A 24,887-nucleotide genomic window follows, 5' to 3' on the forward strand; every position below is an offset into this window, starting at 1 on the left:
GGGAACGCTTGACTCGGACGTCTGCGTGCCAAGCCCTCAGACAATGGCGCTAAAGGACACTTCTCAGCGCATGACCTAAATCGTTGCCGACCTTCTTGAACGAACCGATGGTAGCCATGTCACTTCTCCTTGTTGTTTCGGACCGCGACCACCGCGGCCTCGATGGCGATGACCAGGCCGAATGACGATCGGCGACGCACCCGCTTGCGGGCCGAAGCATCGCGGAGGACGCCATGGCTGAGACTTTCTTGTCTCGCGAGGAATGGGCTTTAGCCCAGGGGAAGAAAGTCGCAGGACTGGCGTTGCGGCTCAGACGATCGAGGCGCGGCCGGTCTTCGGCCAGATCAAGCCATCAAAGAGGCGAGGTGTTCGCGTGCTGAACAACGTTGGGAGGAGACATGACTGGCATCGGTCGTACGGTACAAGAGGTCGGTTTGTTTTCAGGTCGGAAAAGAGAGAGCACGTGCAGGAACGGCGATTCAATGCCGAAGATAAGCGCACCTGCAAGGAGGCTCCGATCCAGCACGTAGTGTGCCGAGGGTTGGGCAATGATGGTAACGAAGTGCTGTGAGGAAGGCGCACCTATCGAAAAGACCGAACCTCCAAGCGCCCAAAGACGAAGCAACAGTCGATGCGGAGGCGAAGGTTACACGCTGTTTTGGTCGCGGCCGTGGGCGCCTTTAAAGACTCGTTCGAACCCGCTTCTGTCTCGTCGGGCGGGTTTTGTGGAGATACCAAACGGAAGTCGCACAGTGGCGCCAATATAACCGCGTAGACACAGATGAAAGTCGCATTGTGACGGCGATGATCGGCACAGTTGGCAAATCGCCGTGATTTCTCCGAGCGTCGTTGCATGCATGGCGCGAGGCGGTAGGCTCGATCGCGGCGCTATGCGCCGCCGTCGCCAAATTTCCAGACCGGGATTCCCATCCGCCGTGCCTTGTCGGCGAGATTGTCCTGAATTCCCGTTCCCGGGAATACGATGACGCCGATCGGCATCATCGTCAGCATGAGGTCGTTGCGTTTGAATGGCGCAGACTTGGCGTGCTTCGACCAATCCGGCTTGAATGCGACTTGCGGAACCTTGCGGTTCGTCGCCCATTTGGCCGCAATCAGCTCGGCACCCTGTGGTGAGCCTCCATGCAACAGGACCATGTCGCTGTGTTTAGCGTGAACCTTGTCGAGGCGATCCCAGATCAGATGATGGTCGTCGAAGTCAAGACCTCCAGTCAGTGCGACCTTTGGTCCGACCGGAACAAGCACCTCGGTCTCGGCGCGGCGCTTTGCGGCGAGAAAGTCTTTGGAGTCGATCAGCGCAGAGGTGATCGATCGGTGGCCGACGAGCGATCCGGATCGTGGACGCCAGAGTGAGCCGGTGTTGGTTTCGAATTGAGCGATAGCTTGCTCGCGGAACAGCTCCATGCAGTTGCGGCGCTCGATCAGAGAGAGGCCTTCCGTGATGAGCCGCTCAAGTTCGACCGAGCGTACCTCGGAGCCATCCTGCTCGTGTTGGCTCCTACGCTGGGCCTGCTCGTTCTGGTCGAGCTGGCGCTCGATCCGGCCTGCGGCTCGATGGAATAGATTGACCGTCGACCAGAGCAGATCTTCCAGATCCGGCTCCATGCGGCTGTCGCTCAGGGTTGCCACGAAGGCATCGAAGATGTCGGCAACGGCACCAGCGATCATTTTCCCCTCGGGGAGCGGCCTCGGATCGGGCTCGTCGCTGAAAGGGCGGTAGCCGTAAAGTTGCAGTTCGGTCAAAACCTGATGAAGTGGGGATGAACCGTGCTGCGGTTCGAATGCCATGTCGTCACGATCGATCATGGGATGAGGCCCTCCGTGGATCGGCCGCGACCATCGCGGCCTTCGTGGCGATCACTCAGACGGCGAGCGGGCCGGACCAGAACCCGAAGCAATGCGGAGGGCCGAAGCGACAGCGGAGGATGGCTGGGCGCGGCTATTTTGCTTCGCGATGCAAAGGCGGATGAACCGATCGTTGTTGATTTAGGCGGTGACCACCGCCGGCGGAAAATAGCCGCGCCCTGCCATTGCCGGTGCGGCCCGCTTGCCGTCCGATCGCCCTCTAGAAGGCCGGGCGCGGCCCTCTCACGACGTGGCCTCGCCTGATTGGTCTACGACCCCGATTGCGAAGCGCAGGCGCTCATGCAGTGATCGCGACCGCCGACGGCAAGAAGCGGACGACATCAGCCGGCGCAAGCTGAATGCGAAGAGCCGCTCGGAGCTCATCGACGCCGCAGGTGCGCAGATCCTCGTTGAAATCGCCAAGCCGGGGCGATAGCGGGATCGCCTCGATACCGGCGCCTTCCGCCCGTTGCGCCAATGCGGTTGCGACCGCCTTTCCGGCTGCATCGGCGTCATGGGCGATGTAGAGCCGGCGCAGGCGCGGTGGCAGCAGCATGGCCGCGAGATGGCTGGCCGATAGCGCCGATGCCATGGGCAAGGTCGGGAGGGCGCAGCGCAGGGAGAGCAGGGTCTCGATGCCTTCGCCGGCGGCGAGAACATCATGTGCTCGTCCAAATCGAACCGCGTTGCCGAGCAGGAGGCCCATCGCCCGGCGCGGCGTGTCGATCGGCGCCTTGCTCCGACCGGACGGATCGAGCCAAGTGCGGTGCGCGCCGGTGATGACTCCATCGAACGTGGTGACAGCGGCGATCAGGGCCGGCCAGGTCTCGGTCGGCAGGTCATCATCCGGCCTGTAGTAGCAACGCGGGTGAAACCGGAGGCTGGTAAGCTCATGTAAGTCCAAAATACCGCGCGTCCGGAGGTACGTTTCGGCAAGCGTGCCATCAATAGGCTTTGACATCGCAAACAGCCGCCGAGCCGATTCCGGCGAACCGATGGGAACGGGTGGGAGCGGCGATTTGGATCCCGCCTCGGGCTGCGGCAGGCTGAGAAAACGCCGCGCCTCGGCAAGGACATCGCGGAATTCAACAAGGCCGCAGCTTTCCCTGATGACGTCGAGCAGATCGCCGTGTTCGGCGGTCGCGGCATCCGTCCACTTGCCAGCCGCTCCCTTACCCCCATGATGTGGACGCAGCCGAACGAACGTGGACCGGCCGCGCGTGTTGTGAATGTCACCGACGATCCAATAGCGTCCAACGCGCCGGCCGTTCGAAAGATAGTGCCGGCAGACGAATTCGGCCCGCTCGGCCAGCCGGCGGGCAAGATCGGATGCTTGAGCTGACATAGCTGATCCTTGTCAAAAAGAAGGCCCGCCGGTGACGGCGGGCCTTCGAGTTCGACGCTTCTGCTTATTTACTCGGCCGCGACAAGCGGCTCGTCGGGGAGAATTGCACTTTCGAGCGGATGCTCTGCATCCGGCATGGTCCCTTCGCGTTCGCTCACTGGCGTGTCCTCCTCCGACGCGGATGGGGAGATCAGGCCAGATTCAGACGCCGGTGATGTTGCGCTGGAGAGGCAACCAGCCGTCCGCAGCGGCTCGGGAAGCCAGCCTGAGCCAGTAAGGAGTTCTTGCGCCCTCTCCGCCATCTCGTCCTTCTTCAGGTGCTCGATAAGCTGAGCCGCAGTTTCTCCCTTGGCTTCACGGACGGCTTGCAGGATGCGCGCCTTGGTCACCCGGCCGAGATAGTTGTCGACGGTCGGCGACCAGCCGGCCGAAGCGACATCGAGCCCGATCGCCTCGGCGAGGCGATCGGCGTGGCTCAGCGCACGCGGGCGTCGATTCCAGGGCTCGTACACCGCATTCACGCTGAGGGCGACGCAGTGCGCGAACAGGGCGTCGCGGCTGTCACGATCGAAGGTCGTGAGCGCGTCCCAGAGCTCGGCCGATTCACGCGGCAACTGCTCCGACCACTGCCGGTGCCTCTCGTCGACTGCCTTTGCGATCGTGGTATCGCCGAGGCCCGGCGCCTGGCTGCCGAAGACGACGCTCTTCGCGTCAACGTCGAGGCAGGACTCGGGCGTGTAGCGGTAGAAAAGCTTCAGGCAAAGGGCGTGAAGCGCCGCCAGGAACGCAGTGTCCGAGTCCTGTGCCAGCGCGTCGCGCAAGGCCAGGGTGCGATACGCCGTGAGTTCGGTCATCAGCCGATCTGGGATCGGCTTGATGCTGTCTTCCTGATCGGGCTCCTCGGCATTTGCCGAGGCGCCTGTCAGCCCTTCGGTCGCATCTCCTGAGGCAGAGGTCGCCCCTGGTGTGGCACTCGACTCGATGTCCGCCTCTCCCTCCGGCTTCGAAATTGCCGGTTCATCCTCGGGTCGAACATAGCCGCGCTCGACCCGCAGCGCGCCCGACGCGTCGATGTTGGCGAAGGTACCCGCGCGCGCGATTTCGTCAGGATCGTACTGAACGGGCCGCTCATCGAGTTCGGCAAGGGCCGTCTCGATCTCGCCAAGGCGCTGATCGATCCCTTCGGGAAGGAGATCGGCGTCGGAATGCTCCTGCTCGAGACGCTCATACTCGGCGCGCAGGGCTTCAGCCGCGGCGACCTCCTCCTCGGTCATTGCGACCAATTCGCCGGAGATGCGACGCAAGCCGTAGGTGTGGCCATACGGAAAGTCGATCGCCACCTCGACCCACTTCCAGCCCTCGGCGCGGACGTAATCCGCCGCACGCTCCAGCTTGTCGGCGACGAGGCGATCCAGCAGCATCGGATCCTGGAGCCAACCGCCGTCGTCCTGCTGGAACAGATCCCGCATGACCTCCCCGCCGGCGGCCTCGTAGGCCTCGATTCCGACGAACTGGGCGCGTTTGTCGGAGGCACGCACGGCGCCTTCGGTCAGCAGACGCCGGATGTAATACGGCTCCTTGTTGTGCGAACGCTGCACCGCCTGCCATACCTGTTGCTGCCGCTCGTGGTCCGGATTGACCGCAAACGCCATCAATTGGTCGAGGCTCATGCCGTCTTCAGCATAGACGTCGAGCAGCGCTGGCGAGACGGCGGCGAGCCGCAGCCGCTGTTTGACGACCTGGATGCTAACGAAGAAGGCAGCAGCGATCTCGTCCTCACTCATGCCCTTCTCACTCATGTCACGGAACGCCCGGAACTGGTCGAGGGGGTGAAGCGGGGCACGCTGGACATTCTCGGCCAGCGAATCCTCCTCGGCTAGGCCATCGGTCCGGATGACGCAGGGAACCGGCGCGGTGCGTGCGAGCCGCTTCTGCTTGACCAGCAGTTCGAGCGCGCGATAGCGCCGGCCACCGGCCGGAACTTCGAACATGCCGGTCTCGGCGCCGCCGTCGTCGAGAACCGGACGGACGGTGAGGCTCTGAAGCAGTGTGCGCCGCGCGATGTCCTGCGCGAGCTCCTCGATCGAGACGCCCGCCTTGATACGGCGAACATTGGACTGGCTCAGCACCAAGCGGTTGAAAGGGATATCGCGAGACTGGCTTAGGGTGATCTTGCGAACGGATTTTGCCATTGACGTTTTTCTCCGCGACGAGCGATCCAGAGCCTCTCTCTGGACCTTCTGACCCGTCACGAAGCGAAGCGCCGCCCTCTTCCTCTGAGGGCGGCGTTGGGTCGAAGAAGACGGGGCGGAATCGGCTGCGGATAGGCCGGAGATAGGCCGCCTTAGTTGACGTGGTCGAGCAGCTTTTTCGCGCGCGCCTCGAGATCCAGCCGAGCATCCTGATGCAGCTTGTCCCGCGCAACAGCGGTAATGCCCTGCACGAAATCGAAGACGCTTTCGGGCTTGCGGCCTTCCTCAGCAAGCACGGTCTCGATGATCTTTGCTGTCTCCGCTTTGCCGAACCCACGCTTGCGCAGGAAATGGGTTCGCTCCTCGTCGCACCGTGCGACGACGCGCTTCCGCGCCGCCTTGATGCCGTTGACGAATGGCATCGGCGAGGAATCGGCAAAGCGCGTGAGCGCTGGCGCCGCCTCGTGGGCGAATCGCGACGCCGCGTATTTGGAATGGCGGATGGTGATCTCCTGGAAATCCTCCACGCCCCAAAGATTGCGATTCTGACAAACGGCGCGAAGGTAGAAGCTCGCGATACCCAGCGTTTTGGCACCGACCTCGGAATTCCAGCAATAAAAGCCGCGGAAGTAGAGGTCGGGCGAGCCGTCAGGCAGCTTGCCCGCCTCGATCGGGTTGAAGTCGTCGACCAGGAACAGGAACACGTCCCGGTCGGAAGCGTAGAGGGTCGTGGTCGCTTTCGTGATGTCAACCCGCGGATTGTAGATTCCGGTCGACCAGTCGAGCACCCCTGGCACTTTCCATCGCGTGTCGCCGGTGCCGTTACCGGCGATGCGCTGCACGGCGGCGACCAGCTCCTGGTCAAAGATGCGCCCATAGTCGGGGCTGGTGACCGCCCGCAGTTCGGTGCGGCCGTCTTCGACCTCGAGGGTCTTGATCTGCTCCGCGCGATTCGAGCTTAGCCCAAACTGCAGGTTGATGGCTGCAAGCGGCGCGGGAAGTTGGCGAAGGTAAGCCGATGGCGCGCCGACCATCGTAGCGAGCTGGCCGAAGCTCCAGTGCGTCGGCGCAAGAGGCGCTGACTCAGCCGGCAGCATCAACGTCAGCCGCTCCGTATCGTCACGACTCGCCTCCACCCGAATCGCCGCGCTCTCCACCGTCCGGGTCCGGCTTCGCTCGGCACGGCAGCGCACGGCAGCGTGAAGGTCGGAGAGTGACAAGTACCGCTCGTCCGCCGGCCGGGAAAACCATTCCGACGAGACGCGGCCGACGCGCTCACCACGGCTCACATCTACCTTATAGCCGCCACGCTCACCGCGCGCGGCGTCCAGAACATCCAGCTGGGTCATGAGATATCTCCATGACGGGTGCCGCGAGGCTCTCTCGCCGCCTCAACCCGTCACGGAAAATCCGGCCACACTCTGACTCTATGATAGCTGACGCGCTTAGATGCCCTTTGCATCTGCGCAATCCAGATCTGAACACTCCGTTGCGGACGCATGAGCGGCCTAACGCGCAGGCACTCGCGGCGCTCAAGGAATGTGGCGTAGCCCGCCACCTCTCGGGCCCGATTGTATCCCGAAAGTGGTCGGAGCCGGCCGGCGGCACGGAGAGCCCCGGGGTTGCTCGCCATTGTGAATGGCAAAACGTGATTGCCATCGCGTCGAGTTGCTACCGCTCCCGACGGCCTATGCCCCCTATGAGCCTATGGGTTCCTCCGGTGATCGAGCCTGAGATCCGCGATCTCGGATCATATGCCCCCTATGCTTCCTATGCCATTGGCGTAGGCACACGCTCTCAGCGAGCTTCTGCTCAGCGGGAATTGGCCGCGCTCGCCGAGCGCCGCTAATCGGTTTTCTGAAGGACATACGTGGACGTGCCCCATTTTCCGAGGGGCTTGTTGCGCAGCATGACGAAACCGCCCGCGCGCGTCCCCTCGAGGTTGGCAACAAAGCCCGCAAGGCTTTGCCGACTTCCGCGACCATGCGGATGAGCAAGCAGTGAAAGGCGCATGTCGAGCTCTTTGACCTTGATCGCGCGGTCGCCATAGAGCTCATGCCAAGTCGTAAAGAACTCGACGACCTGAACGCGGCGTGGATCGTCGCGCTTGATGTCGGAGATTCGTTGGACGGGGTCGGCGCAGCCGAGCGCAAGCAGCGGATCGCGGCACCAACTCGCCCACTGTTCAAAGCTACCAAGCGCCTGACCTTGCTTGAGGCTATTCTGGCGGCCCCACCGCCAGATCGTGAGCGCTGCGGCAAGAAGGTCGCGGCGCTTGCGCTGGATCAGGAGATCGAACTCCTCGCTGAATTCGCGCCGTTCGGGATCCTCGCAACCGGCGTCGAGCCCAACGATAAGGAAGCGCCGCGCCAGATCCTCGGACACGGCAATGGCGTTCCCGGTGATCGCGAGAAAAGCGTTCGTGGTGATCGACACCATCTTCGTGTTCTCCCGAAACGGTCGGATCGCACACGGGTTTTCGGTTGCGATTTGCGCCAGGAGGTTGGAACGCACAATCTCCGCATTGACGTTATCGAGAAAGACGACAGGGTCTGCAGCGACCAGCGACGCAGTCAAACGCTTATCGAGCTCCGCGCGATCACCCGTACTCGTGAACGCTTTGGGCGCGAAGTCGAATGCGATGCGCGCGGCGGCGCGAATGAGCTTCCCCTTTCCAGTGCCCGCGCCAGAGTATTGCGGCGAACGAATGATGAAGCCGGGAGCGAGCGGGAGACTGGGACGGCAGACGGCGGTCAGGATGGCGACCAAGTAGCTTGCCTCGTCGACCCTCGGCGGCTGCGAGAGGTCGACCATCAGCCTGCCGCCCGAAACAGCGGTCTTGAGCGCGTCAGCAAAGGGGAACGTTGCGAAGACCCTGCGAAGACTGTCGAGCGCCTTCTCAGCCTGCTTTCGCGTCGGGCGATCAGGAATGCGGGGCAGTTCCACCCCAATGCACCAGAAGTGCGTCTCCTTGTCGTACCCGTGCGTCGCGCGGATCGAGCCATCGTCTGAAAGGATCGGGGCCCGGCAAATGCCGTCCAGGTGACGGACACCCCAAGCGTCGTGCCGGTTGAGGTAGAGCTTGGCGACGCGCTCCGGAAGCGTCACCGGCTCGCGCATGAGCTCGCCACGCACGATCTTTTGCATCACGGGACGACATACCTGGTGGCTGTAATTGACAACGTCATGGACGTTGAGGAGAAGAGTTGAAGGGCCTTCGGTGGTATTCACCAGTTTCACGAGGGTAGAACCCCGCTGAAACAGGCTCGGCGAGCTCGCCAAACGCTCAGCCAGTTTGCCGGCCGCGGCGGGCAAATCGGCCTGGTCAATGATCAGATCGGGCCGCTCGTCGGCCTTGGATGACTGACGGGGCGCTGACGGATTCGGGTTCGGGCTATCTCCAACACGGCTCGAATTCTTGCGGGACATGTGCTTCCTTTCTTCGATCGAACCGACTGTTAGCCGATCGGCTCTTGGAAGCCCTAACCCGAAGCCGCGAAGAAACTAAGCAAGTGACCTCATCAGTTTGCGGCAGCCCGCACGGCCAATGCTGGCTAGACTACTTGCTCCTTGCTTGCTCCTGCGGTGGGTCCTCAAAGGACTTTCGCGGGATTGAATTCGCGACCTCGACCCGCACCCGCACGGGATCGCTGGTCAGCACTTTAAAGAAGTGCCTTATGCGTTGCTCGATATCGGGCAAGCGCGTCAAGCCTCGGAAATGCCTTTCGAGCGGTTGCCGGGCGTCCGCCAAGGCTTCGAGGTCTAGCGCGATGGGCGCAATCGATCCATTGCTTAGACGCTTGATCAGCTTCTCGGCGTATAGGCCGTCGTCCGTAAGATGCCAGCGGTTCGGGACAACGATCGTGCCCCAATCATTAAGCTCATCCAGAAGGGCGTTTAGTTCGGGACGTCCTTCGGTTTCCGTCTCGTAAACAATCCTAGCACTCCAGTCGATCTGGCGAGGGTCTTCACCCTCGTTCCTGGGATAAATTGCGCGGCATGTGACGCCAATGTCTTTGACCAACGGCCTCTGAAGGAGCTCGAAGAACGACTCGATATTCCTCTTGTTGTCCTCGTTGTAAGTGCCGTCACCCTTCTCTTGCTGATGTCTCCTGCCTTTCGCGGAGTGGTAACCATAGATCGGAACTGACAATCCCATAAGTCCTCCCCAAGCAACGCCTATGCCGCAACAGATCTGAAGTACAGTGGATCGCTAACAGGTACTATTCAATGAAAGATTAGTCGGTGAACGTCACATGTCCGATTGATGAAAGCTGACTAACCCGCCAGGCCTGCCTAAACCAGAAGCGCGAACTCCTCGTCCGTCAGCCGATTTGAGCTCAAGTCGCCGCTGTCTCCGTTATTCCCGACGAATGAATTTTGTAGCTCGGAGATGTCAAAGGACAATCGCAGCAAGAGACTAAGGATTTCATCTCGCTCCATGAAGACAATCGCGTCGGCGCATTCTTGCCTTAGAACGGGAAATGGAATGCCTTCTTGCGGGTAAATTTGTAGCCTCTCGTAGTATCTCAGTTTGTCGGCGGTTGCGCTCGGCAACAGACGATCATAAGGCAGAAGGCAGATGCAGGTGCTGGCATCGTAGGGACGCTGCGAGCCCATTCTGGTGACGACACCTAAGGCCAGATCCCGCAATTCGGTCAACGCGCGCGCATCAGCCAGCCGCTTCCAAGCTCTGGAATGGAGAGCGGTCATGACGCCCTTGATTGCAATCTCGCGATTACGATCCGCAAACATGTCGTGATCCTCGTTGCTTCTGGCGATGAAGGCTTCGCCTACTATCAACGCACCGCTGAATTGACCGCCAGCAAAGGAACGTTGGATCGTGATGGCGCGTCCCACGGTAACGGGTCGGCGTCGGCATTCAGTGCAACCGTTGTGTGGAATCAGTTGAGGCTCGGCCTCTTCGAAAGGTCCGATCGCCAATGGATAATGTCTGGTTACGTAAGACAGGCGCGATTTATGGATCGATTGAAGCCATGTTTCATGAACCCGCACCACGCCGGAATAGAAGTCCGCGCCGGCATGATCGATGTCATCGGTAACGCGCACGTCCCACGGGGTTCCGAAGATGGTCTGCGGGAGAGTTGCGCGTACCGCGCTTGCGAGTGCTTCGTCAGCGAGCCTGCTCATACGGGCCGTCCGAGATTGAATACGATCATCCGATAGCGCGGACATTCAAAGCGATCGTTGCGCAGATTGATAAAAGTCTATGTTGGGGATGAGATTCACCGCGCCGGCTAGGTCTGCGCGCTCGTCGGTCGTGCCATTCGCGTTTTGGTGCACGGGCGCTCGCACCACTGTAGGTGCGCGCGGTGCTGATCTACCGGCTCGAAGCCGGATCTGCATCTCGTCACCAACGGTCAGACGTCAAAACTCACGAAGTCACTTCCTTAGTTTCCCGGCCAGACCGACGTAACGTTAGGCCAGGGTAATGGCATTCGACCCGTCGTTCATTCGAGTGCCGCACGACTATGAGTAAGCATCATGCGTTTCTTTACCAGCGAAACGAGAATCAAGCGGGACGCCAAGCGCCTCATGAAGTCGTTGGCGCGGCATGGCCAGGAGTTGAAGTACACGAAGTGCCTGGAGTTGATGGCGCAGCTGCACGGCTTCTCGCACTTTCAGGAGTGGAAGAGAACGGTACTGGACGGTCCGTTGAGCACGTTCGACGAGGACGCCGATGACGAGACCGTCGAAGCCCGCTTCCAGCACCAGGAGAGCGTGATGGCAGAGGCCGGGTTCGCCGCCGTCGCGGGGGTGGTGCTCGACGAGGTGAACCCCACCGGGTGGCAGAAGCAGTCTTTTGGGAACGGCCAGCCGTTCACCCACGATGCGACATGAGGAGGAGTTAGTAGATGCGTATCAAGGTTAATAACGTCAACGCCATGCGGCTCGCGGCTGCGCTGAATGGCGCGAACGGCAAAGCGCACAAGCACACGGCTTCGCTGGCCGACGTCCTGGCCCTCGCGAACAGGGCCGAACGGTCGTTGATGGCGGCGGGGATTTCCGGGCGCGCGCGCGCCGGCGCCGAGGTGATCTGGCACGCGGCCGGGCCGGTGGCCAAGGCCTACGGCTATAAGATGACCCGCACCTGCGTCACGCTGACCAGGGGGACGCGCGACTGGTTCCTGACCGAGGCGAAGCGCGTCGGCGTCTACCCGCAGCAGAGCGAGCGCTACCGCATCAGCATCTCCACCGCCCAGCGCGACCGCATCGTCGCGATGGCGCTGCGCTGCTTCGAGGTGCGCAGCGCGGCCGCTGAGGTAAACGCCGAGCCGGCGGTCTAGACACGGGCTAGTCACATGGACATGAACTTCGACTCCGATCCCGAGCATAGCGAGCAGTCCGGCGAGCCGGAGCCGCGCATCTCTAAGGCCCGCCTGAAACGGGAGGGCTGGCGGGAGGTGCGCGCGTTCATCGAGCCGGGCGAGCAGGCGCCGGCTACGAAAAGCGAGCAGACGGAGGCTCGGACCGACGCCGAGCGTAAGGCTGATCAGCGCCAGCGTCAGCTGGCCGATGGCTTGCGGCAGGTCAATGTCGTCGCCCCCAAAGATGACGACGCCCGCGCTCTCGTCATGCAGGTCGCGAAAGCTATCAGGTCGAAGGCGGTTCGCCGCGACATCGCTGCGGTTCTCGCCGACCGCGACCTCGTGAAGATCGGTCGCAAGGTCAGGCGGCTCCGTGGCAACGTGGCCGACCAGGTCCGCGCGCTGCTGAAGCTTTAGACGCCATAGCATGAAAGGAGCCACACCGATGAGCAAAGTGTACCTCGCCCAGCCGCTGTTCGACCAAAACAGTCCCGATTTCGAGCACCTTCCGAGCCTGCCTGCCAAGTTCACGCTGGACACCCCCGGCGCGCGGCTGGCGTTGGCGCTCAACTACTACACGGTCGAGGCCTACGCGCGGAAAGCGGATCGGGATGCCGCATGCGGCATTACCGCTCACCCGGACATCATGTACGTGCCCACTGCTAAGGTCTCCGCAGAGGAGGCTGACATGATCGGCTGCGGCTATTCCATCGACCACCCGGATTTTGAGAAGGTGCTCGCTCCGATCTTCTCCCGGCTGGTCGACCGGTTGATCGCCAAGATGATGGCCGCGGGCCCGAACGCGGAAGGTCCGATCGCTATGGAAGCGCTGTCCATCGCGCGAACGCGCTACACGATCGAGGCCATCGCCGATCACGACATCATCCGTTTTGAAATCGATGGCTTGGCCGTGTTCGAGCAGCGCGATCGCGCGACGATCGACGCCACGTGCGCCTTTCTCGATGAACGGCTCCGCCTCCACCTCCTCCCGACGCCGCCGAAGCGGAAGGCTCATTAGATCCACAGCACGCGCAACGCGTCGTCATCGTAATGGCGAGCCAAACAGGGCAACAACAATGAGCGAACTCATCCTCGATCCGACAGTCATTCATGCAGAGCAGCGGGACTGCTGGCCGATCCAGGAGAGGGGCCGTCCTGCGCTGCCTCCCTGCTTCGACCTGGCGCTCGGATCGGGCCTTCTCAAATTGACCCATGCGGCGATGCCGGAATGGGTCACGGTGTCGACCGAGCACGTCCGCATCGCCATGCCCGATGCCGTCAACATCACCCTTCTCCGCAAGGCGTTGGGCACCGGGGGCGTTCTTCGCTCGGCCCTGGTCGACTTGCGCTGGGCTGCGATCTCCGACCGCGGAATCCTCACCGCGTGCGGTGAGGTCAAGAAACAGCTGCAGAGCCTTGCCGAGCAACCGGGCAGGCGTGGCACCGACCACGATGACGCCGAATTCCATGATCCGGTGATGCAGCCGTACGATCGCTGGTGGTACGGCGTCGAGCGCAACGGAAACGAGGCCTCCACCGACAAGCCGCAGGTGTTGGCCTTCCCGATCACGCACGTGAATCGTGCGAGGGAGCGCAATCCCAACCTCATCATCGAGGAACTGTATGAACTGCTGGCGGAGGGCCTCAGCCCGGTGATGGCCAAGATCGGCGTGCCCAGGCACAGCTCCGATTTTGCGGCGGTGCGCGCCGAATGGATCGAGATTGCGATCGAGTCGCTCATGGCGAACATCGAGGAGGCCGTGAAGGGCTGGTCGGTCCTGCCGGGCGAGCCGTTCCAGAACATCGTGATGATCGACGACGACATGTTCATTATTACCCTCGACACCATCGACGGCGTGACCGTGGCCTCGGCGACGGCCTCGAAGCAGGCACTGGAGGAGTTCAGCCTGGAGGTCCACAGGGTTGGGCACCTCCATCTGGCGCGCGGTCTCGCGATGCTGCACCGGGCTGTTGTGTCCTGAGTTGACGTAGCTCCCAGGTCTAAACCGCCCAACTCGAGCCGACGCTGTGGCTGGCGCGGACAAACACACAATATTCATTAGGAGCAGACAACATGGCAAAGCACAGCGATACGATGGGCTGGCGTGAATCGACGGCCAATTACGGGCAACTCGATCGATCTGAGGCCCGTGAGCGCGACCTCGCGACGCGGTACCGGCACATCCGCAGCCATATGGACGTGACGCAGGCGCTGGAAAGGCTTGGCGGGATCGAGAACGCTGGTTTCCAGGACCTGCTGGCGCAGCTCGCGGATATCGGTGTGATCATCGGTGCCGACGCCGTTCTCCCCAGGGACATGGCGCGCCGCAGTGACAGGTTTGGGCTGACGCTTGTTCTTGCCGGAAGCGGGCCCCTGATCTGGCTCAATCTGCTCAAGCACGACAGCGTCGCCGGTCTCGTCGACACCGTTGTCCACGAAGCTGTTCATTCCACGATCCGGCATCTCGGTCGTCTGCCGCGTACGCCGGAGCCCGACGAAGCGATTGCTTCCTATGGTGAGGAAGTCGTCGCCCTTGCCGGGGCGAACCTCATTCTGCGGAAGATCAAATTTTCCGCGCGTCGCGAAATCGCGCGGAACATGATTGCGCTGGCCAATTGCAAGACGGTCCTCGGCCAGCTCGGATGCAGTGAGGGGTTCCTGCGCGACCGGATTGCTGAGGCGGAGGTTGCCGCATCCTTCCTCACTGATTTCGGCATCGATGTCGCCGCTCCCACCCTGGAAGCGATTCAGTCGCGCGTCGGCCGCAAGTAGGCAGTCTGCGGACGGACGAACTGAGAACAATCGATACACAAGCAAGTACCTTTCAGGAGCAGCATCGCGTGAACAATCTCCCGAGGATCCTCCAAAAGATCGAGAGGTTGGCCGCCGCTTGCCGCGCGGAGGTCGAGGCCTCTGATCGTCCGATCGACGCTTTGCCCGTGCAATGGGTGTTGCCGTTCTTTTTCGTGCACCCCGACCATGCCGCGGAATGGTGGCAAAGCGTTCGTCCAGAGGTCTGGGAGCGGATTCATCGTCTAAAACAAGAGCCGGAGCGCCTGATCATTCCGGAAGCGGAGTTGCAGAGGACGCCGTTCGCGTTGTCGCACGCTGAAATGCAACAGTTCCGCACTGGGCCGCTGCTTCGGATGTTGTCACTGGTGGACTTGCGACTCGCTCGACATCGCGGCGGCCGGCTCAAGCGTGAGGTCGAGCTCGCCGTCCGCGAGGCGTTGGAATTCGAGGTCTTTCGGCGAGATCCGGAAATCGGCGCCCTGCTGTCCTGCATGCACGCGCAATTCGATGGCGCTGAGGTGTCGGTGGTCAAGGGCGCCGGCTTGAATACGCTTGCAGAGCTTGCCTGGGTGCCCGGGATCCCGACCAAAGGAAAGGCGGCAGACGACGACCTCAGCGAGGAAGATCGCCGTCTTGCGCTGTTCGAGACGCTGAGGTCGGAAGGCGAAAAGCTCGCAGTCCGCTGGCTCCCGGGCCTGACCGATCCAGCCCAGGCGGAGGCAGCCGTCGTCGGGCAGGTTCGCGATTGTGTTGACGGCGGCCGCTGGTCGCGAGCGGAGTTCGAGGATGCGATCAAGGCTGCGGCGAACTGGGTCCACACGCTGGCGAAGGCGTGCGTTCATACTAAAGAGGTCGCGGAAGAAAAGCACCAGCTCGCCAAGCGCGCGAAGGACGTTAAAGCGTTGAAGCGCCCGCGGAAAGGCAATGATCCCTTTCACCAGGAGCCGATGACGCGCCAACAGCACGAGCTGTTCACCAGAAACGAGTTTTCGGCGGTCGAGCTGGCGTTCATTGCCGTGGCCGCCGATGTTGATCCCAATCTGGTCACCGTCAACCACGTGCTGGCGACGGCGGAGTTCCGGCTGGCTCGCAAGCTGGGCCAAATCGGCCGCGGACATCAAGCGCTCTTCGACCCGAAAGAGGTCAAGGACCTGGACGAGCTGATCCTGGGCGAGAAGGGCCGTGCTGAAGGCGCGATTTACCGCGATGTTCACCGGTATCTGGCCAAGTGCGCCCTCGACATCCTGGTGCTGCCTGGGGGGAAGGATCGTCTGAACAAAGCGATCGCTCACGGGCAGGATTTTGCTCTTCCGGATTAGGCTCGGCTCTCAGGCTGCGACGGCGCAAGCTCGAATTCCTGGCCGCCCGCGCAATTAGGTCATTCATTTCCGAGACGGGTACCGGGCCGATGGGCTCCTCTAGGCGGTGGATCGCTCAAGATCCATCCGAGAGGAGAACATGTCGAAAAAGATGCGTAATGACGGCCCGGTGCTGCCGTTGAAGTTGCCCGCGGCCGCGATCATCACCCAGGACAAGGGCGGGGATGGAAAAAGCCTGCTCGGCCACGCGCTGTCGGAGCGCGCGCGGATCGCCGGCGTGCCGCTCGGTGTCGTCGAGGTCGATACCCAGGGACAGTCGCTGTCCATCCTGGGGCCGCATGTGGTCTCCATCGCGACCGACGCGAAGATGGCGCGGCGCGATCCGAGTGTCGCCTTGCGTGCCCTGACGCCCCTCTATGACACCCTCGAGACGATGGCCAAGACCAGTGGCCTCACCGTGGTGGAGTTCGGGGCCAATGAAGCCTCGCGTGGGGCATTGTGGGCAGGGATGGTGGATCTGCAGGAAGACCTCTCGACGCTCGGCGTCGAGGTCTTCGTGATCACCCCGTTCACCGCCCAGGCCGAATCGATGCGCCGCGGCGCGAAATCGGCCTCGAGCTTTCTCGAAGTGCTGCCCCACGCCCGCCTGGTTCTGATCGAGAACCAGCGCGACGGCGCGGTGAGCGATCTGCATCCGGCGAGCGATGCCGCCGAGGCGTATCGCACCTCCATCATGCCGCTCGCCAAGAACGCGGTCACGCTGCGGATGCCGATGATCGAGGCCGGCAGCTGGCGGCCCTTCGAGGCGCGCGGGGCGCGCCTCGTCGATGCGGTCACGATGCCGATCGACGAGATCATGAAGGTGACGGGGCTGCCGCGGCCGGAGGCCAAGATGATCCGCGGCGATGTCGCGGCCTGGTGCTCGGAGATGTTTTCCGAGTTCGACAAGCTGATCGCGTTCGAGGGTGACAACAATGGCTAATGAGGACTTCGAGGACGTGGTCGCCGCGGCCACGGCCGATGCTTCGGCCAGCCGCAAGGAGCTGGGCTGCAACTATGCAGCCGAGTTCCGGGGGGATCCCGAAAGCTTCGACCCGCGCAAGCTCATCCTTCTCGGCAAGGAGGGCCTGCTCTCCTTCGTCACGACCGTGAGCGTACCGACGCGCGGCATCGACACGACGAGCCAGCCCGAGGTCGAGGTCGAACTCGCCGAGCAGACGTCGGCCGATCTCGGCTGGCGCGACAAGCAGACCGTGCCGCTTCCCTTCGAGATCTCCGCCCTGCTGTTCGGCGCCTTGGCGGGGATCGGAATCGTGTTCGGGTCGGCAATCGCACTGACCATCTGACAGCGAGAAAATCTATCATGAACAATCCTATCTGCCTGTTTCGGTCCGCCCTCATCGTGGCGCTCGGCGCTGCCCTGATCACGCTCATTGCCGGGGTGATCTCGCTGTTCCTCGTCGCTCCGCCGACCGTCGACGTGCTGTTCCACGGCAACGTCAGCCTCGCCAGCGACGTCGCGTTTCACGAAATCGTTCAGAACCTTCGCGGCGAGAGGTGCGGCCATTCGAGCTGGCCGATCGTGTGCCGGTTGGACTGGATCCAGGCGATCACAGCGCAGTTGCTGGAGTCACCGATCGGAGCCCGGCGGCTTGCCACCATCGCTCTTGCGGTTCTGGCGGCAAGCGGCTTTGCCTTTTCCTTCGCTTACGCCGATACGCCGCCGATCGAGAACCTCACGGTCACGCGCGGCCGGCGCATCGAGACCGGCGCCTATGCCTCCCGCGCGCTGCGGCATGCGATCCATCGCCACGGGCCGCCGCAGACGCATGATCTGTGGCTGCTCCCAGAGGTGCAACTGAATGCGGCTTCGGCGGCGCGAAATCTCCTGCTGGTCGGCACGCAAGGCTCGGGCAAGACCGGCCTGCTGCGAGCGTTTGCCGAGCAGTACCTCAAAAGCCCGAGCGGTCGCACGTTCGTGTTCGACGCGAAGGGCGACATGCTGGCCGGCTTGCCGGTGGATTCGATGATCCTGGTGGCCCCTCAGGATGCGCGCGGCTGGGCGATCGACATCGGCCGCGAGATTACCAATCCGCTCGTCGCGCGGGAATTCGCCGCGAAATGCGTCCCGGTGTCCGAGCAGGACCCGATGTGGGCCCATGCGTCGCGGAGCCTTCTTGCGGACATCGTCATGGCGCTGCGCGTACGCTCGGGCGAGACGTGGGGCTGGAGCGATCTTGCCGAGGCGGGGCTCTCGTCCGTGGCGGAGATCCGCCGAATGTTGCTCGAGAGCGGCGGCAAGAGCGTTGCGCTGCTGAATTTCGGCGAAGACCCCGAGGAGAACCGCACCGTCATGTCAATCCTGATCACGCTCTGGGTGACGGTGTTGAGCGTGATCGAGCCGCTCGCGCGCGCCTGGTCGGAGGTCGACCCACCGCAGCGGTTCACCGTGCGCGACTGGCTGGCGCCAGGTTCACAGCTCCCGCGCACGCTGCTGCTGCAGAAGTCGGGTGAGTATGCCGAGCTCTCCTCTATGGTCGGCAGCTTCCTGGCGGAGCGGGTGGCCGCGGCGGCGCTCGTCTCCACTCGTCGTCGCGCCGGCACGGAGCACCTGACCATGCTGCTCGATGAATTTCCGGAGGTGCCGATCGAGCGTCTGCCGCGGCTTCTCGCACTTGGGCGCGAACTGCACGTCAACACCATCGCGACAGTGCAGGACCTCGGTCAGATCACCGCTATGTTCGGCCAAGAGAAAGGTTCCGTGGTTGAGGCGCGCTTCGGCATCCGACTGGTTCTTCGCCTTGAGCCCGGCGAAACCGCAGGTCGCATCTGCGAAGTCTGGGTCGGACGCCGTCAGATCCGCAGGCGCCGCGATGCGACCGTGGAGGAGTTGGCCCGAGGGATCACGAAGCCAATGGAGACCGTCTGGGAGGACACGATCACGACCGACTTCCTCTCGGATGCGCTTGGCGTGTTCGAGACGTCAGCCGGAAAAATGATCCGCGTCCTGGTGACGGGCTTTCCGACGCTGGCCATCGTCGAAGTTCCGCTAACGACCTGGGCAGATCGGCGCGAAGGCCACATCCCGGCGCCCTGGATTGGCGACGCCGGGATGCTGCATAGGCACGAAGCGGAACGCAGGGTGAAAATCTCGTCGAAGAACGCCAGCTCGACCACAAGGCTATTACCGTAAGGGAGTTTCGCGCGCTTTACCTCAATGATGGCAATCTGATGAAGGCCATCCCGGCGCCGCTGATCGTGCACGCGCTCCAGATGATCGCGCGCAACGTGCTGATCTTCGTCCATCATCTCCTGATCGGCGTCATGCTCAAAGCGACGCCGAACAGCAAGATGCTCTGCCTGGGGCGACAACGCCACCAAACCGAGCCGTCGCGGTTGCGAGCCAAGCGCGGCCTCGTGTTCTCCCGAATTTTGGGTGAGGCGCACAAAACATCGTCATCCCAGACTTCGTCGATTATTTTGTCGCATTCTGGTTCTCGCCCTTTGCACCTCTGCCACGACGACGACGTCTGCGGCGTTTCGGTAGCGTCAGCTCCTGATGAGGCGCGTTCGTGGGGGCATTGAGAGTCGGCCACCCGTCGGTTAGCCGGCGCCTGACGTTCGCTGCAAGACCAGGGCTCTTGATGTAGAGGCCGATTTCGCCCAATGGAGCATCGGCGCTTGTATCGGCCGACGACCAATTCAAGCTGGTGAGTACGAGATGGTCGTCGTCCCAAAGAAGAAACTTGCCGTGAAGTTCACGGTCCTGAATTTGAACTAGCCTGACGCCAGCCGAGCCTGCAAGTGCAGCTAAGTCCTTGGCATCTTGCTTTGTGACTGGTCCTGAGGGCTTCGAGTAGCAGAGAATTCCCTGCACCGAGCGCTTCGCGGCCGCCATCATGGGAATGATCGTTCGCGCTTCTGCCGCCAATCCGAGACGATCACCGCCGACCACAATCGATTTGGTGGCCGCTTCGCGAGCCAGCCGCATGAGATCCGCGTGTTCGTCTCCTCTGACCAGCTGTAACTCTGCTTCACCGTCTGGAGCAGGATGGGTGCGCAGTGTTCGGGCCAGCGACGTCAGGTCGGAGGCTGCGTCAGAGCTCGTCGCGATGTCAAAGATCAGTTCGGAAAATTCCTGCGCGACCCGCGCCACAGCGTGGGGATGGCGCAAGACGGCCGACGTTTCCACGCGATTGAACCCGCTATAGAGCCAGTTGCACGATCCGACTACAGCGACAAACTCTCCAGTGCCGCGGCCAGTGGCGTCCGCGATTAGGAGCTTGGCGTGGGAGCGCGTCGTGTAGAGATGAACTCTCGCACGTCCCCGCAAATTCTGGTCTGCTGTGATCCGGTGATTGATCGCAATGGCCGCCTCCAGGTTGGCTTTGCGATCGGTCTCATCGCTGTTCGCACCCCAGAAAATATCAATCTGAACACCGCGTTTTGCCGCCTTGCCAAATTCCTCCTGCAACTCAACGAAGGCGCTCTCGCGTAGAAACGTCGAGTGCATGATCAACCTGGAACGCGCTTGGCGGAGAATTTCGATCAGACGGTCGCGATGATCTTGTCCGCTGAGCACAATATCGTCTGGTCGAATCGGGGCCGTGCGCACGCCGTTTCGAGCCATCGCAGAAGCCGCCGATCGACGCGGCGTCTTGATCGTCATCGGCGCGCCCGGCTTCCGTTCTTTGGCTGCCTGGCGTATCGCGGCAACGAGTTGTTCGGCGGAGTCTTGCGGCAGGCCTTTGATGCTGTTGCCAATCACCGTGAATAAGGCGAATTGGTCCACGGTGTCGGAAGCGCTGTAGTCGACGCTGGAAAGCTCCTCGTCATCCGACAGCACCTGATCTGCGGCAGCGTAGAGATCTAGGCTCGACAAGCGCCCCCATCCGCCATCGATAACGAGCCGACGGACGTCATGCTCACGCTCAATCGCCTCGATTTCCGAGGGGCGATATGGTTTCAGATCGCGCAGACCATAGGCTCGCCAAGCGAAAGGCTCCATCGCGAACGATATTCTGCGCGCAACCCGTCGAGTGACGGGCGGTAAGGTCTCGAACGTTTCAACAACCTCGCGGCCGGCCTCGGTGGTGCGGAACGAGGCGCCCTTCGGGGCGGCGGCAAGCTCGACCCAACCAAATCGCATCATGCGCAGGATTATTTCCGTGATCAGCCGCGCCGGAATCCGTGCAACCTTCGCCAACTCACCGGCGGTGCTCGGCTCAACAGTCAAAGCCCACAGGATCAGGCGATCGACTCCGCTCCAATGGCGTCCCTTGTCGACCCAGACCCGCAGACGCGCCAGCTTGACCGGAACAGCGACACGCACCGCATTCTGACCGCTCATGATTTGGTGTCCGTCATGAGCGAAGCCGCCGACACCAACTTGAACTTCGGCGTCTTTCCATCGGGGAGCGTCTCTTTCGCTAACTGGTCGAACACCTCTGACATCTTCGCGAGGAATGCCGGCACGCTGCGGTTATCCGTGTTGTGACGACGATATCGCCGGCCTTGGACACGCAGGAAGTCCATGCTACCAACAATAATGAGTTTCCATTTGGCTCGGCTCAACAGCACGTTCATGCGCCGCCGGTCGCGCAAGATGCCAAGCGCACGTCGCCCGACATGGTCATTGTTTCGCACCAACGAGACAACCACGACGTCGGCCTCACTGCCTTGGAACGAGTCGACCGTGCTCTCGAATCCCGGCGCATTCGTCCCACGCTTGAAATCCACGATATTCGCGAGTTTGCCTTGCAGCGCATCTTCGATCGCACGGCCCAAGCGCTCGACCTGCTCGTTGTATGGGGATAGAACAGCCAACGTTGACGGTTCCTCCGGCTTTTTCGGAGCGGCTTTCAACATTCCGAGGACGGACAATACAGCCTGCAATTCCGCCGGATTGTGATAGGTGGGACGTTGTTCGCCAGCGTTGCCTTCACGCTGCACATACGGGAGATCAATGAAGACGATCGGCGAAGAGGGCAGGCGCTCGTCCGTGATCGTGAATGGTGGCTGCTCGGTATCGAATTCTGCTTTGCGTTCTTTCGGCGTATCGAGCGTTCTGTCGTAGAAGCACTCGGAAATCACGGTGGCAATCGCAGGGTGCATCCGATGCTGCTGCAGGAGTTCGGTCGCCACACGCCGCCGGCGCTGGTCAGATCGTTTCTGCCGGTCGAGCTCGCTGGTGACCAGGCTCTCGAACAGCAACAGCATGCGGCGCGCCGACGCACAAATCTCGCTCAAGACGCCATCATCTTCGATCGCTTCCTTGAGATCATCCAGTCCGAAATCACGAAAGATGTTGCCTATGAGTGGATCACTTTCGGCCAGCGCATCCTTGACTCGCGTTTGGTCTTCTAGAAATTCCGCGATCCGGTCGGTGTCAAACGGCGGCAATTGGTTATGATCCCCGATCAGAAGACGCCGCATCGATAGCAGTTGAGGAGCGAGCAGTTCCGATCCGGTTGCCTTTGCGGCCTCCTCGACGATAGTCCAGTCGAACAGCGCGCCATCGTCGATCAAGCGCTCCAGGTCGCCGGAGTTGGTCGTCGAGAACAGAACATTGGCCGATTGCAGCACGAGCGCTTCGAAGGAACGCCGCTGACGCAGGCTTGTCAGGGAAAGTCTTGCTCGCAGATTGCCGGTCACGTCTGCGGCCGTCGTCATGTCGCGCAAAGATTGCTGTATGGCCCTCGGTGCCCGGCGATAGAGCGAGCTATCCTTGAGTTCTTTGAGATAGGCCTTTGCCCGGTCTGGGGTCTGTGCGCCAGAAAGGCCGGCGCCGTTGTCTGCCTTGGATCGGACCAGGATGACATCGTCGTCCAGCCCGGTTTTCTTCAGCATTTTCTGAACTGAGGCTGCGAGATGATCCAGGGCCTGATGTGCCTGCGCGCTAAGCAGAAGCCGGATCGTTGAGTCACCCGCCAGCGCTCTGCGCACGATCTCGGTCACCAGTCTGGTCTTGCCAACGCCAGGCGGACCGACAACGAGCTGACCGGGACCGGTCGACCAAATCGAGCGCAACGCCTCCTGCTTGGACTCGTCGAGCTTGCCGAAATGATCATCCTCAACAAGCGGGTCGTCCTGATAGGTGCGCAGTCGTCCGCGGGGATCGGCAAGCATGTGAGCGAGTTCGGACTGGGTGGACAACGTCGTCAGCATGCGAAGTCGCCGCCGGAGGACTTGGTCGGTTCCTGTTTCGTCGACCTTGCGTAAATGAAGCTGTGCCTGCGGTGGGACGACGCCATCCAGAATCTCGAATTCGTAAAGCCGCCGGTTATTCTGTTGGACGGGACGAATAAAGCGCACGCTGGCTGCAGCCCGCACAGTCATGCCGAGCCCAGCTACTTCAGTAAGTTGCCATTCCGCATCGACGTCGGCTTCTTCGCGGTCGAAAAGTCTCCGCATCAGTTGGTGCGGCTCGCCCACGCCCAGTGCCTGCGAGAGCCGTATACGATGCTCGGAGTCGCTTGCCGCGATTTCAACGATCCGTTTGTCTCCTTGACGCCGCTGGTTGACCAATTCCACTGGCGCGATCTCGGCTGCCTTGAAGAGCGCTTCGGCAATCTGCGCAAGAAGCAGGCCGCGCCGAACGGTGAGCGTCGGATCGCCATCCGGCGTCATGTCGAAGGCCGCGCTCCAATCCAGTGCATCCGACCGCAATTCATTCAAGCGCCGCGACGCGGCAGCAAAACGGATGATCTCGATCCGGTGTGCGGGAAGGTCGGTTGTTTCCCGTCGTCCCAGGTGGACGTCGTCCCGAAACCGGGCGTTGTTGCAGGAGGCGACATTCCAGGTTTCATCGGACCCCGCGACACGCAGGGGCTGGAGATCATAGACTAGGCTTTCGGTCATCAGCAGGAGATCGCCCCTTGCTGTACGGGTAAGACTTACCCCTGTTTCCAGATCGGCGCGAATGAAGTCGAGCTGGCTTTCGGCGTCGTCGGTGTCGAATGTGTCGCCCGATGCCGCGTTCAGGATTGCAGAAAGACGGCTTGTCTGCCCGAGTCGAAGTGCCAGCACATAACGGTCGTTATCGGCGAATGCTTCCGCATCCAGCTCATTGAGAATAGCGTCAACTCGGTTCGTGACCGTTGCGGCGTCGAGGATACGATTGCGTTCTGGTTCAAATAGCAGCCGGATCAGGTCAATTTCTGAGGCACGCAAATCGATTTTCGCGCGCCCTTCAAAGAACGGAATGTCCTCTTCGTCGAGCTTGTTTGCATCAAGGCCGACGAGATCGGCGATGACCTTGCCCAGCGCGCGCCAGTCGTCGAGGAAGGAAAAGATGACCGAGCCGACGGGACGACTCTTGGCGATGACATGCAGCGGTGCCTTGTTGAGTTCTGCGACCCGCAGGCAAAACTCGAACCCGCCCAAGCGAAAATCCGGGGTTGTCGCAGCCCCGGTAGAATAGACGGCCCGGCCATCGATCCGGCCATGGACCAACCCCTGGCCGTGAACGGCACCGAGAGCTTCCGCCAAACGGCGCAAATTCTTCCAGAGGAGAACGCGCTGACGCGGTCCGTGTAGGCTGCGGAGCCAATGATCGGGGCGCACAAATCGGGAGGCGTGTTCCAGCGGAGCGACGTCGCTTGGCATGACAATGTAAAATGCATCGTCACTTTCTCCCGAGGCGAGAACCTCGACAACGACTTCATTACCGCGCGGGAAAGCACGCACGCGCTCGCTCTGGCGCATTTCATGCCGCCACAGTTCTCGGAAGTCCGCGTCGACCGCGGTTCCGGTCTTTGCCCAGTATTTAAGGACCACCGGATCGCCAGTACGGCGGTCGGTCGCACGGATCACTGCAGATTTCAGCGCGGCCGTGTTTGGGGATGACAGGAAGGTTTCATCGAGCTCGAAGCGTTGCTCAAGCGTATCGAGTTGCCGTTTGGCATTCCTTGATTGCATCAATCTCCCCAACGCCACCTTGAATGCAAACGTCGATATGGCGCTTGCGCGTTGTTCGAATCAGTCACGGCGGAGCCCTCACGATCCGTGTTTCCTGTTTTGTTCGCAAGGAGGGTCATGGTAGCC

The 24,887-nt window shown here is 61.8% G+C and carries 19 protein-coding genes; 10 read left to right on the forward strand and 9 right to left on the reverse strand.

Translation table 11 applies throughout. From position 1 onward, the window contains the following. Nucleotides 1-888: 888 nt before the first annotated feature. The 7 genes from ASG57_RS24750 to ASG57_RS24780 form a co-directional block, all read right to left on the reverse strand. On the reverse strand, nt 889-1,824 hold the full coding sequence (locus ASG57_RS24750) for a DUF2493 domain-containing protein (RefSeq protein WP_024336875.1): 936 nt from the start codon (nt 1,822-1,824) through the stop codon (nt 889-891). A gap of 337 nt (nt 1,825-2,161) precedes the next feature. Continuing rightward, entirely contained in the window at nt 2,162-3,208 is a 1,047-nt protein-coding gene (locus ASG57_RS24755) for a DUF7146 domain-containing protein (protein WP_024336876.1), read from the reverse strand. Nucleotides 3,209-3,276: 68 nt separating this feature from the next. Next, entirely contained in the window at nt 3,277-5,400 is a 2,124-nt protein-coding gene (locus ASG57_RS24760) for a ParB/RepB/Spo0J family partition protein (protein WP_024336877.1), read from the reverse strand. A gap of 152 nt (nt 5,401-5,552) precedes the next feature. Then, on the reverse strand, nt 5,553-6,749 hold the full coding sequence (locus ASG57_RS24765) for a hypothetical protein (RefSeq protein ID WP_024336878.1): 1,197 nt from the start codon (nt 6,747-6,749) through the stop codon (nt 5,553-5,555). Nucleotides 6,750-7,245: 496 nt separating this feature from the next. After that, the gene (locus tag ASG57_RS24770) at nt 7,246-8,829 is read right to left on the reverse strand and encodes a hypothetical protein (RefSeq protein WP_024336879.1); all 1,584 of its coding nucleotides are present in this window, start codon (nt 8,827-8,829) and stop codon (nt 7,246-7,248) included. 130 nt (nt 8,830-8,959) lie between these two features. Then, nucleotides 8,960-9,559, reverse strand: a complete 600-nt coding sequence (locus ASG57_RS24775) for a hypothetical protein (protein WP_024336880.1) — start codon at nt 9,557-9,559, stop codon at nt 8,960-8,962. Nucleotides 9,560-9,696: 137 nt separating this feature from the next. Continuing rightward, the gene (locus ASG57_RS24780; protein ID WP_024336881.1) at nt 9,697-10,551 is read right to left on the reverse strand and encodes a hypothetical protein; all 855 of its coding nucleotides are present in this window, start codon (nt 10,549-10,551) and stop codon (nt 9,697-9,699) included. A 354-nt stretch (nt 10,552-10,905) separates the two neighbouring features. On the opposite strand from ASG57_RS24780, the gene ASG57_RS24785 reads away from it, so the two are divergent. From ASG57_RS24785 to ASG57_RS24830, 10 genes are all read left to right on the forward strand, one after another. Continuing rightward, nucleotides 10,906-11,262 carry a glyoxalase superfamily protein gene (locus ASG57_RS24785; RefSeq protein ID WP_024336882.1) on the forward strand — a complete coding sequence of 119 codons (357 nt, stop codon included), beginning with the start codon at nt 10,906-10,908 and terminating at the stop codon, nt 11,260-11,262. Between the two features lie 14 nt (nt 11,263-11,276). Further along, nucleotides 11,277-11,708 (forward strand): hypothetical protein, encoded by a 432-nt coding sequence (locus ASG57_RS24790; protein WP_024336883.1) that lies wholly within the window; start codon nt 11,277-11,279, stop codon nt 11,706-11,708. 15 nt (nt 11,709-11,723) lie between these two features. Continuing rightward, the gene (locus ASG57_RS24795; protein WP_024336884.1) at nt 11,724-12,146 is read left to right on the forward strand and encodes a hypothetical protein; all 423 of its coding nucleotides are present in this window, start codon (nt 11,724-11,726) and stop codon (nt 12,144-12,146) included. Nucleotides 12,147-12,183: 37 nt separating this feature from the next. Further along, nucleotides 12,184-12,747 carry a hypothetical protein gene (locus tag ASG57_RS24800; RefSeq protein ID WP_155248203.1) on the forward strand — a complete coding sequence of 188 codons (564 nt, stop codon included), beginning with the start codon at nt 12,184-12,186 and terminating at the stop codon, nt 12,745-12,747. Between the two features lie 58 nt (nt 12,748-12,805). Next, entirely contained in the window at nt 12,806-13,711 is a 906-nt protein-coding gene (locus tag ASG57_RS24805; protein WP_024336886.1) for a hypothetical protein, read from the forward strand. Between the two features lie 212 nt (nt 13,712-13,923). Further along, on the forward strand, nt 13,924-14,502 hold the full coding sequence (locus ASG57_RS24810; protein WP_230646547.1) for a hypothetical protein: 579 nt from the start codon (nt 13,924-13,926) through the stop codon (nt 14,500-14,502). 68 nt (nt 14,503-14,570) lie between these two features. After that, nucleotides 14,571-15,842 (forward strand): hypothetical protein, encoded by a 1,272-nt coding sequence (locus ASG57_RS24815; RefSeq protein ID WP_024336888.1) that lies wholly within the window; start codon nt 14,571-14,573, stop codon nt 15,840-15,842. Between the two features lie 139 nt (nt 15,843-15,981). Further along, a complete protein-coding gene (locus tag ASG57_RS24820) occupies nt 15,982-16,824 on the forward strand; it encodes a hypothetical protein (RefSeq protein WP_024336889.1) in 843 nt (280 codons plus the stop codon). Then, nucleotides 16,817-17,188, forward strand: a complete 372-nt coding sequence (locus ASG57_RS24825) for a hypothetical protein (protein WP_024336890.1) — start codon at nt 16,817-16,819, stop codon at nt 17,186-17,188. The genes ASG57_RS24820 and ASG57_RS24825 overlap by 8 nt, the downstream gene beginning before the upstream one ends. A 17-nt stretch (nt 17,189-17,205) precedes the next feature. Then, nucleotides 17,206-19,035, forward strand: coding sequence for a type IV secretion system DNA-binding domain-containing protein (locus ASG57_RS24830; protein WP_024336891.1), 1,830 nt, complete (start codon nt 17,206-17,208; stop codon nt 19,033-19,035). Between the two features lie 282 nt (nt 19,036-19,317). Here ASG57_RS24830 and ASG57_RS24835 read toward each other — a convergent pair whose 3' ends face one another. Together ASG57_RS24835 and ASG57_RS37115 are read right to left on the reverse strand one after the other, a co-directional pair. Further along, a complete protein-coding gene (locus ASG57_RS24835) occupies nt 19,318-21,192 on the reverse strand; it encodes a phospholipase D-like domain-containing protein (RefSeq protein ID WP_024336892.1) in 1,875 nt (624 codons plus the stop codon). Further along, nucleotides 21,189-24,761 carry an AAA domain-containing protein gene (locus ASG57_RS37115; RefSeq protein ID WP_024336893.1) on the reverse strand — a complete coding sequence of 1,191 codons (3,573 nt, stop codon included), beginning with the start codon at nt 24,759-24,761 and terminating at the stop codon, nt 21,189-21,191. Before ASG57_RS37115 ends, ASG57_RS24835 begins: the two co-directional genes overlap by 4 nt. Between the last annotated feature and the right edge of the window lie 126 nt (nt 24,762-24,887).

Origin of the sequence: Bradyrhizobium sp. Leaf396 (assembly GCF_001424605.1) — a bacterium.
Classification (GTDB): Bacteria; Pseudomonadota; Alphaproteobacteria; order Rhizobiales; family Xanthobacteraceae; genus Bradyrhizobium; species Bradyrhizobium japonicum_C.